The organism is Ferroglobus sp. (assembly GCF_015521575.1).
Classification (GTDB): Archaea; Halobacteriota; Archaeoglobi; order Archaeoglobales; family Archaeoglobaceae; genus Ferroglobus.
In genome coordinates, this window is record NZ_WANY01000024.1 from 1 (window position 1) to 2,474 (window position 2,474).

The 2,474-nt window shown below is 43.9% G+C and carries 2 protein-coding genes; both read left to right on the forward strand.

Going from position 1 to position 2,474, the window contains the following annotated elements:
* Positions 1 to 106 precede the first annotated feature (106 nt).
* A complete protein-coding gene (locus tag F7C14_RS00910; protein WP_290898789.1) occupies positions 107 to 844 on the forward strand; it encodes a hypothetical protein in 738 nt (245 codons plus the stop codon).
* 92 nt (positions 845 to 936) lie between these two features.
* On the forward strand, positions 937 to 2,328 hold the full coding sequence (locus F7C14_RS00915) for an aspartate kinase (RefSeq protein ID WP_290898794.1): 1,392 nt from the start codon (positions 937 to 939) through the stop codon (positions 2,326 to 2,328).
* Positions 2,329 to 2,474 lie beyond the last annotated feature (146 nt).

The following is a 2,474-nucleotide window of genomic DNA, read 5'->3' on the forward strand; positions in this document are numbered from 1 at the left end:
AGCCTTGTCTGAGCTGTGATGACGCCACTGGCTCTGATCAAACCTTTTTTATAAAACTTTGTGATGAGGTAAAACCTTATATTTGAAACTTAACAGTGTATAACTAATGATAATGATCAATATTGTTGAAAGTGTGGTGGCGGCTTTGGGGCTTTTATCATCTCTTATCCTCCTTTACCTCTCGGGAACTGGTGAAGTAGAAAAGTTGAGGCTTGCCGTCCAATCTTGGATTTCGTTGAGCAAATATCTTATGATGCTCGCCTTGGTTTACGCCTTCATTAGTATTGTTGAGTCGCTGGAGTTTCTCTCTTCCGTTTTTGGGATAGATTCTGGAAGTGTTGTAAGGTTAGCGAACATTGTAGCGGGACTTTTTGCAATTCTCCTGTTGATTGCTATAATCAGAGTACTGGCTAACAACAAGGACGAAATTTTTGTGCTCGACAGCTCGGTTTTTTACGGAAAGTTCGGGATAACTCTGCTTTACGTGGCCGTAATTTTAATAGCTGCAGATCACGTGAAAGGTTTAGTCGGTTCGAAGTTGAAAATCTTATTCGATATTGCCTTCCTTGCGTTTTTGCCTCTCTTCGTATTCATAGCTGTGAGGTTTAGGAGCTACAGCGAGTTGATAAGAAAGGGAAGCATAGTCATCTCTCCCCACACAACGGATGTTTTTGTAGGGGTTTCCGCTTCTTTCATGCTCTTCTTTCTCTCTTTAGCGGTACATTCGATTGAGAACTTTGCAATCTACAATATCATCGAAGTTTGCTCTCTTTCTGTTTTCGCACTCGTGAGCGCTTACTACGGAAACGAAATCGAGAAAATTATCGAAGCCGCTAAGGATTGAGGAAAATCTTCGAGTCAGTCTTGAGAGGTGTTCGTTCAGCATTGGGGGAATTCAGCAAAGCTTATATTTCCTAATTTGAAGCTTTGTGGAGAATGAGAATTGTAATGAAGTTCGGTGGAGTCAGTGTAAAGGATGGAGAAAACATCCTCCACTGCGCAAACCTCGTTAAGAAGTACTCGAAGGATAATGAGGTAGTCGTTGTTGTCTCCGCCATGCAAGGTGTTACCGATTCCTTACTTCATGCTGCTCACAAATGCTACAAAGAAGCCTCTCACGGTTTTATAAAGCTGTTTATAGCCGAGCTTGCGAAGAGGCATTACGATGCCATCGAGACAGCTGTTAAGGATAAGAAGATTAAGGAGAAGGTCATAAACAGGATAGACAACCTTTTGGACGAACTTGAAAAGATCCTTCTCGGGATAAGCTACCTTGGTGAGCTGACGAAGAGAAGCGAAGATTATATTCTCTCCTTCGGAGAGAGACTTCTCGCCCCAATTTTTTCCGCCTCCCTAATTTCTCTTGGCGTGGACAGCGTGGCTTTAACCGGTGGAGATGCCGGGATTATCACCGATTCGAACTACGGGAGAGCAAAACCTCTTTCGGAAGTGTACAGCTTAATAAAGAGTAGAATAGAGCCTTTGATCTCCATAAAGAAGTTGGTTCCGGTCGTTACTGGATTCATAGGCGTAACCAAAGACGGGAACATCACAACTCTTGGCAGGGGCGGAAGTGACTTAAGTGCCACGCTAATAGCTGCGGCAATCAACGCCGATGAAGTTTGGCTGTGGAAGGAAGTCGACGGGGTAATGACGACTGATCCAAAAATAGTTCCCGAAGCCAAGCTAATTCCGGAGCTGAGTTATCAAGAAGCGATGGAGCTGTCGCATTTTGGAGCCAAGATTCTGCATCCGAGGGCGATTGAGCCGGTTATGAAAAGAAAGATCCCCGTGAGAATAAAGAACACGTTCAATCCGGAAGCGGAAGGCACGGTTATAAGAGACGGAATTACCTCGACTAAGGATGTTGTTAAAGCTTTGAGCTTAATAGAGAAGGTATCGATAGTCAACATCAGCGGAGCGGGATTCGATTTCGCTGAGATTATGACGGAAGTTTTTAGAATCCTTGCGGAAAATAAAGTGAACGTTGTTATGGTAGCTCAGAGCTCTTCTGAACTGAATCTTTCCATAGTCGTTGACGATTCGGATTACGATAAAGCCATGGAAGCTCTGAAAAAGATTGAGAACGGATCGATAAAGGTGGAGGGCATAAGGGATGTTGCCGTCGTAAGCGCTGTTGGAGCGGGAATGGCTGGGACTCCCGGAGTGGCTGGTAGAATTTTCTCCACCCTCGGGAGAAATAAGATAAACGTCAGGATGATAAGTCAGAGCTGTAGCGAGTACAATATAAGTTTTGCTGTGAGCAAAAACGAAGGAAAGAAAGCGGTAAAAGTTCTTCACGATGAATTTATAAAAAGTGAGGAGTAATATATTCTCCTTTCTAATACTTCCAGAGTGCGGAGGAAGCTTATCTTCAGCCTCTGCTTTCCTTCCCCTATGGAATTTTTCGCCTCCTGGGTTTTCAGATGCAGGGTGTGGGTTTACCTCAAAATGAACTATCCGGAGCTTGAAGC